This window comes from Ethanoligenens sp. (assembly GCF_047718355.1).
Classification (GTDB): domain Bacteria; phylum Bacillota; class Clostridia; order Oscillospirales; family Ethanoligenentaceae; genus Ethanoligenens.
The window spans coordinates 1-8,219 of record NZ_JBDNLG010000110.1 but is presented as its reverse complement, the minus strand read 5'-3'; the positions used below and the strand labels follow the sequence as shown (position 1 = coordinate 8,219).

Sequence of the window (8,219 nt, the reverse complement as noted above, 5' to 3'; positions counted from 1 at the left end):
GAATAACCCCGATTACGGGTGCAAATGTAAAAAAATTTAAAAGTTTTTGCATACGCTATTCCAAATATATTCTGGATTGTGATAAAATAAAAGGTAAAGCAGTCATCCGTACCCGGCAAACAGGGGATTTTTACCATCCTGTGGGTCGGGGAGTGGGAAAATCATTGAAGAAATTGTTCAATGAACAGGCAATCCCGCCGTCTCTGCGGCCGTACGTGCCGGTAGCGGCGGACGAATCGGGAGTTATTTGGGTGGGCGGATTCGGACCGGATGCGCGTTGCGTGCCGGACGCGCTCACCCGCAGAGCCTATTTTCTCGCGTATCACGCGGGTGGGCGGAAAGGGGAGGTCGGTGACGGAAGATATTGAGCAGGTCTTATTTACAAAAGAGCAGATTGCGGCGCGGGTAGCGGCACTTGGCGCGCGCATCCACGCGGATTATGCCGAAAGCAATCTATTGTTGGTTGGCACGTTGAAGGGGGCTTTTTTGTTTCTTGCAGACCTTGCGCGCGCAATCGACCTGCCGTTGCAGGTGGATTTTGTATCGATTTCCAGCTATGGGGACGGTGCTTCTAGCAGCGGCGCGATCCAAATCCGCAAAGACTTGGATCGTTCCCCGGCGGGCTTTGACGTGTTAATCGTGGAGGACATCGTGGACAGTGGGCGCACTTTGGCTTATCTGCAAGACAATCTGTGCGCGCAGCGTGCGGCAAGTATAGAAATTTGCACGCTGTTTGACAAACCGTCCGGTAGGGTCGTGCCAGTCATACCGAAGTATACCGGATTTACTGTGCCTGACGGCTTTATAGTTGGCTATGGCATGGATTATGCGGAGAAATACCGTAGCCTGCCGTTTGTCGGTTTGCTGCGTCCGGAAATATATGGAGAAAAGCAAAGGCCGTAAGCTGGTTTTTTTCGGCCCGACCGTGTATAATAGAAATGAATCCATTCGAACCGGCGGCTTAACGCCGCGTGGGTTGTAACAGGATGCACAACGCAAAGGAACCTGTGTATACAGGGTTCCCTATCCTGCGGGGCGCATACGCCCGGCATCAGGGAGTGAGTTTTATTGAGCAAGAATTTTCGTGGCGCATGGGTATATCTGATCCTGTTTGCCGTATTGGTACTGGTATTCTTTGTTGTGGAACAAAATCAGCCGCAGGACAAAAAGATGGTCTATTCTACTGTGGTTGGCTATTTTGAGGACAATAAGGTTACCGATTTCACTTTGGATCTGGGCAGCGGTGAGCTGGTGGCGACGGTCGATCATTCGCAGCACATCAAGTACACGGTTTCCAACATCGACATGTTCGTGCAGGAGATCCAGCCGCTGGTCAACCAGTATAACACGCAGCATGCCAATGACCGCATTACCTACGATTATATCCAGGCATGGCAGGCACCGTGGTGGTTCGGCTCTCTGCCTGTGTTGGTGATCGCCGTTATCTTTATGATTTTCTGGATGTTCCTTATCAACCAGTCGGGCGGCGCCGGGGGCGGCAAAGTGATGTCGTTCGGCAAGGCACGTGTCAAACAGGCCACAGATGAAAAGAAGAAAACCACGTTTGGTGATGTGGCAGGTGCGGATGAGGAAAAAGAGGAACTGCGCGAGATCGTGGAGTTCCTGAAAAATCCACATAAATTCAACGAGCTTGGCGCACGCATTCCGAAAGGCGTTTTGCTGGTGGGCCCTCCGGGTACCGGTAAAACTTTGCTGGCAAGAGCTGTGTCAGGTGAGGCGGGTGTGCCCTTCTTCTCCATTTCCGGTTCGGATTTTGTGGAGATGTTTGTCGGCGTGGGTGCTTCGCGTGTACGCGACCTGTTCGATCAGGCAAAGAAAAGTGCCCCGTGCATCATTTTCATTGATGAAATCGACGCAGTGGGCCGCCATCGTGGTGCCGGACTTGGCGGCGGGCATGATGAGCGCGAACAGACTTTGAACCAATTGCTGGTGGAGATGGATGGCTTCGGCGCAAACGAAGGAGTCATTATTATCGCCGCGACCAACCGCCCGGATATCCTCGACCCCGCTTTGCTGCGTCCCGGTCGGTTTGACCGGCAGGTGTTGGTGGGTGCACCCGATATCAAAGGGCGCGAGGAAATCCTCAAAGTCCATGCGCGCGGCAAGCCGTTGGCGCCGGATGTCGATCTGAAAGAGATTGCCAAAACGACCGTCGGTTTTACCGGCGCGGATTTGGAAAATCTTCTGAACGAGGCAGCCCTGCTTGCAGCGCGTAAAAACCGCCATGTCATCATGATGACCGATATCGAAGACGCGACCATTAAGGTGCTTGTCGGTCCCGAAAAGAAATCCCGTGTTGTTTCGGAAAAAGAGAAAAATCTCACGTCTGTACACGAAGCCGGACATGCGGTGGTCACGCGGTTTTTGCCTTCGCAGAACCCGGTGCAGCAGATTTCTATCATCCCGCGTGGCATGGCAGGCGGTTTTACCCTCAATCCGCCCGTGGAGGATAAAAATTACACCTCCAAAATGGAGATGTTTGAAGAAATCTGTGTCTTACTTGGCGGCCGTGTGGCGGAGACTATCGTGCTTGAAGATATCTCCACCGGTGCGTCCAACGACATTGAGCGTGCGACCGACGTGGCTCGTAAAATGGTCACGCATTATGGCATGAGTGAGCGTCTTGGACCCATTGTGTTCGGCTCCGGCCACGACGAGGTTTTCTTGGGGCGCGATTTCGCTCAGGCGCGGAACTACTCTGAAAATGTAGCTGCCGAGATCGACAGTGAAATCAAGAGTCTGATCGATTCCGCATATGAAAAGGCCAAGGATATTTTGGAAGAGCATATGGACAAACTCAAAGCCGTGGCCGACTATTTGATGAAGAACGAAAAAATGTCCGGCACGGAGTTTGAACGTTTCTTTACCGAACCGCCGTTGCCGCCGACATCGACCGCACAGCCGGCGATGGGCTGACAGGTTTCATTTTTAATTGCAAACAGGCTGCTTTTCAATGGCTTTTAGCTGCTGAAAGGCAGCTTTTTTGCAGAGATGATGACTGCAAATGCTTTTGCCGAGGAAAAATCGCTTGACAATCTTGTGCAATGTACGGTACAGTAATAAATGCATCTGCATGGTGTGTGAAAAAACGGGCACGCTTTAAGCAGAATCCATCTTCTTTTGGAGGCAAATGAATGGCCAAGGCACAAAGCCAAATATATGGGAACGACAGCATTTCCACCCTCAAAGGTGCCGACCGCGTGCGGAAACGTCCGGGCGTGATTTTTGGCTCGGATGGGTTGGAGGGCTGTGAACACTCCATTTTTGAAATATTGAGCAATTCCATCGATGAAGCACGGGAGGGATATGGTGACCGCATCATCATCACGCGGTATGCCGACCACTCAGTGCAGGTAGAGGATTTTGGGCGCGGCGTGCCTGTGGACTACAACCAAACGGAAAAACGATTCAACTGGGAATTGGTTTACTGTGAACTTTACGCCGGTGGTAAGTACAACACACAGGCAGGCGAAAGTTATGAATATTCACTGGGCCTGAATGGTCTGGGTGCCTGCGCCACGCAATATTCCTCCAGATATATGGACGTGATTTCAAGGCGCGACGGAATGGAATATACACTGCATTTTGAACGCGGTGAGAACGTCGGCGGTTTGCAGAAAAAGAAGATAAAAGAAACGGCCACTGGCACAGTGCAGCGTTGGATGCCTGATTTGGATGTGTTTACCGACATCGACGTGCCGCTGGAATTTTATCAGGATATGCTCAAGCGGCAGGCGGTAGTTAATCCCGGTCTGCATTTTATTTTGCGGGACGAAACGCCGGACGGCTTTGAAACCCATACGTTTTTTTATGAAAATGGTATTGAGGATTACGTTAAGGAACTGGCGGGGGAAGAAGCCCTTACGCCAGTGCAGTATCTATCCTGCGAACGGCAAGGGCGCGACCGTGCGGACAAGCCCGATTACAAGGTGAAAATTGCGGTGGCGTTCTGCTTCCACAATAGCGCCAACCGCATTGAATATTACCATAACTCTAGCTTTTTGGAGCATGGCGGCGCACCGGAAAAGGCTGTTCGCTCCGCTTTTTTATCGCAGATTGATGCGCTGCTCAAGCAAGGCAATAAATATTTGAAGAGTGAAAGCCGTATCAGTTTTCAGGATATTGAGGACTGCCTGCTTTTGGTGGTGTCGTCTTTTTCCACGCTGACTTCCTACGAAAATCAGACCAAGAAATCCATCACCAACAAATTCATTCAGGAAGCTATGACAGATTTTTTGCGACACAGCCTGGAAGTCTATTTTATTGAAAATCCATCGGATGCTGAAAAAGTTGCCGAGCAGGTGCTGGTGAACAAGCGCAGTCGCGAAAATGCTGAAAAAACGCGGCTGAATCTCAAGAAAAAACTGTCCGGCTCGCTGGACATTGCCAACCGGGTACAGAAATTTGTGGACTGCCGTACACGGGATGTCACCAAACGCGAACTGTATATCGTGGAAGGGGATTCGGCGCTGGGCGCGTGCAAACTGGGACGTGATGCGACTTTTCAGGCTATTATTCCGGTGCGAGGCAAGATTTTAAATTGTCTGAAAGCGGATTATGCCAAAATCTTTAAAAATGACATCATCACCGATATTGTGAAAGTATTGGGCTGTGGCGTGGAAGTGCGCACTCGTGCCAACAAAGACATGCATGGGTTTGTTTTGGAGCAGCTGCGCTGGAACAAGATCGTTATCTGCACGGATGCAGATGTGGATGGCTACCAGATTCGCACGCTCATCCTTACTATGCTCTACCGCCTGGTCCCCACACTGATTCAAGAGGGATATGTCTACATTGCCGAATCTCCGCTTTATGAGATCAGTGATAAAGCGATGACTTATTTTGCCTACACCGAGCCGGAAAAAGCGGCGATTATCGAGAAACTCAAAGAAAAAAAATACACCGTGCAGCGATCAAAAGGTTTGGGCGAAAATGAACCGGAGATGATGTGGGAAACCACTATGAATCCCGATACCCGCCGGTTGATTCGCGTGGCGCCGGATGATGTCGAAAAAACAGCTGAAGTTTTCGACTTGCTGCTGGGAAACAATCTCTCAGGGCGTAAGCAATATATTGCCGACCACGGGGAAGAGTATATCGACCTCGCCGATGTATCTTAATAAATAGGAACAACCTACGCTGTTGTTTCGGTGAAACACGTTACAGTCATTCTGCACAGCCGAATAGGCAGGTGCTAAAATCAATATACAGACAAGGAGGGAGTGATTGAATGCCCCGTAAGGACGAACTCCCTAAAAAAAGGAAAAGCGGCGTAAAAGCGCGTATTGAGGGCGCGGGCAAAATTCTAGCCCAGCCGATCACCCGTACACTTACCGAAAACTACATGCCGTATGCGATGAGCGTTATCATTTCTCGCGCAATTCCGGAAATCGATGGGTTTAAACCTTCCCACCGCAAGATATTATACACCATGTATAAGATGGGGCTGCTGACGGGTGCGCGTACCAAGTCCGCCAACGTGGTGGGGCAGACCATGCGGCTCAACCCGCATGGAGATATGGCAATTTATGAAACGATGGTGCGCCTGTCGCGCGGCAACGAAGCACTGCTGCACGCGTATGTGGATTCAAAGGGGAATTTCGGCAAGGCGTATTCGCGGGACATGGCATTTGCCGCCTCTCGATATACAGAGGTCAAGCTTGACTCGATTTGCAATGAGCTGTTCCGCGATATCGATAAAAAAACGGTCGATTTTGTGGACAATTACGACAGCACCATGCAGGAGCCAACATTGCTGCCCACGGCATTTCCGTCTATCCTTATCAATTCCAACATCGGTATCGCGGTAGGTATGGCCAGTTCCATCTGTCCGTTCAATCTGACAGAGGTCTGCGAGACCACCATCCGTTTGATGAAAGACCCGCACGCGGATATGATGGCGCTGCTCAAAGCGCCGGATTTTCCGGGCGGTGGGATGATTTTATACAATAAGGACACGCTTCATGCCGTCTATGAGACTGGGCGCGGCAGCCTGCGGGTGCGGGCACGGTATCAGCTGGATCAGGCGGGGCGTTTTGTGGAGATCACAGAGATACCGCCTACTACCACCGTTGAAGCCATCATGGACAAGATTGTGGAGCTGGTCAAATCGGGCAAGGTGAGGGAGATTTCAGATATCCGCGACGAAACCGACCTTTCCGGTCTCAAGCTGACCATAGATCTCAAGCGCGGTGCGGACGGAGACAAACTGATGTCCCGCCTGTACCGGATGACGCCGTTGGAGGACACATTCGGCTGCAATTTTAATGTGTTGGTAGCTGGCAGACCGCAGGTGCTGGGTGTGCGCGGGCTGCTTCAGGCGTGGACGGCATTCCGGGTGGATTGTGTCCGGCGGCGGCTCCAGTTTGACTTGATGCGTGCGCAGGATCGGCTGCATCTGTTGCGCGGGCTTGAAAAGATCCTGTTGGATATCGACAAGGCTGTTCATATCGTGCGCGGCACCGAGGAGGAGGCCGAGGTGGTACCAAACCTGATGATTGGGTTTGGCATCGACGAGGTACAGGCCGAGTTTGTCGCGGAGATTAAACTGCGCCATTTTAACCGTGCGTATATCCTACAAAAAACACAGGAGATCGAGCAGTTGGAACGGGAAATTGCGGAACTGGAAGCTACGCTGGGGGATCATGCACGTGTGCTGAAACTGATTGCGGATGAACTGCGCGCGATTGCAAAAAAATACGGCAAACCGCGCCGAAGCCTTATCCTATATGATGTGGATGAGGAGGCATCGACGGCGGAGGAAGCTGTGCCGGATTATCCAGTCACACTGTTTCTGACACGCGAGGGATACTTTAAAAAAATCACGCCGCAGTCGCTGCGCATGTCGGGTGAGCAGAAACTGAAAGAGGGGGACGCGCTTGCGAAGACCACGGAAGCGTCCAACAGTTGTGAACTGCTCTTGTTCACCGATCGCTGCCAGGTCTACAAATCCACAGTAGCAGAATTTGAGGATGCAAAAGCCAGCGTATTGGGCGATTATTTGCCTGCTAAACTGGGATTTGATGAGGGTGAATCTCTGCACGCAATGATCGTAACCAAACAGTATGAGGGTTGGCTGGTTTTCCTGTTTGCGGACGGCAAAGCTGCGAAAGTGGAATTGTCTTCTTATATGACTAAGACTCGCCGCCATAAGCTGGTTCATGCATACAGCGACAAATCGCCACTGGTGGCATTGTTCCATTTGACAGAAGACAAAGAAATCGTGCTTTCGTCTTCCGCCGGACGGCTGCTGCTGCTGGATACCGGGGCGGTGCCGGTCAAATCCACGCATACCACGCAAGGCGTGGCGGCGATGACACTCAAGACGGGACAAGCCGTGACGGAAGCGCGGCTGTATGTAGAGGGTACATTCAAAAACCCGGGACGTTATCGGGTGCGCCGCTTGCCCGGTGCGGGGATGTTGCCCGCGCCGGCGGATACGGCAGGTGAGCAGCTCCACTTTTAAAGGGCGGCATCTCCTTAAAAATAACCGCCATGGTTTTTTCAAACCACAGCGGTTTACAGCCACGGTGCTTGCAAACGCATACTTCCAGTGTGGCTGCCTCACTATCATGCCCGTGCCTTGAAAATTTATGCGGATGTTAATCGGGAATGGGAAAAGAATTGCATTTGTACCTAAGGTATGCTATTCTATATTTGTATGAGTTGCAGTGGCTAAACTGCAGAAAACGGTTCGTATGTGTTCCGTTCGAGTGTGGACGACTGTGACAAAGGACGCGTGAAAAACAGCGTTTTCATAAATTGGAGTGGGGCGGGAAAAATACCGCGGAGGAATGTAGCATGAGTGTTTTGGAAATTGTAGGCGGCGCATTGCTGTTAATTGCCGCCGTTGTGCTCATCGTCATCGTGTTAATGCAACACGGCAAGACGTCAGCGCTTGGCGGTGCGATTACTGGCGGTTCATCAGAGTCTTTCCTTGGGAAAAAAGGCACAAGCACGGCGGATGCCGTTTTGACTCGTGTGACGCGCATTGCGGCGATTGTGTTTGTTGTACTTGTGGTGGCGGTGGAGATCGCCATGACGATTGCCAAGCATTAAGCGTCTGCCCCGCGGTAGCGGGGCGTTTCTTTTTTCAGTGTGTGGAGTGGCCCAACCGGGTTTTTTTTTTATGTAAAATGATTGTTTTGTTTTAAAAACTTTTCGGGGGTTTAAAAGGGATGAGCCTTTCCAAAATAAAA

6 protein-coding genes are annotated in these 8,219 nt (G+C 51.2%); all 6 read left to right on the top strand.

The features are described 5' to 3' along the window. Window positions 1-368: tRNA lysidine(34) synthetase TilS (tilS, locus tag ABF463_RS12975; protein WP_415534200.1), on the top strand; the 368-nt coding region annotated here is incomplete at its 5' end. Continuing rightward, window positions 352-903: a hypoxanthine phosphoribosyltransferase gene (hpt, locus tag ABF463_RS12970; protein WP_415534199.1), complete on the top strand. Its 552-nt coding sequence runs from the start codon at window positions 352-354 to the stop codon at window positions 901-903. The genes tilS and hpt, both read left to right, overlap by 17 nt. Window positions 904-1,068: 165 nt before the next feature. Then, a complete protein-coding gene (gene ftsH / locus ABF463_RS12965) occupies window positions 1,069-2,937 on the top strand; it encodes an ATP-dependent zinc metalloprotease FtsH (RefSeq protein ID WP_415534198.1) in 1,869 nt (622 codons plus the stop codon). A 218-nt stretch (window positions 2,938-3,155) separates the two neighbouring features. Beyond that, window positions 3,156-5,141, top strand: a complete 1,986-nt coding sequence (locus ABF463_RS12960; protein WP_415534197.1) for a DNA gyrase/topoisomerase IV subunit B — start codon at window positions 3,156-3,158, stop codon at window positions 5,139-5,141. A gap of 110 nt (window positions 5,142-5,251) precedes the next feature. Continuing rightward, a complete protein-coding gene (locus ABF463_RS12955; RefSeq protein ID WP_415534196.1) occupies window positions 5,252-7,486 on the top strand; it encodes a DNA gyrase subunit A in 2,235 nt (744 codons plus the stop codon). A gap of 335 nt (window positions 7,487-7,821) precedes the next feature. Next, window positions 7,822-8,079 carry a preprotein translocase subunit SecG gene (gene secG / locus ABF463_RS12950; protein ID WP_415534195.1) on the top strand — a complete coding sequence of 86 codons (258 nt, stop codon included), beginning with the start codon at window positions 7,822-7,824 and terminating at the stop codon, window positions 8,077-8,079. Window positions 8,080-8,219 lie beyond the last annotated feature (140 nt).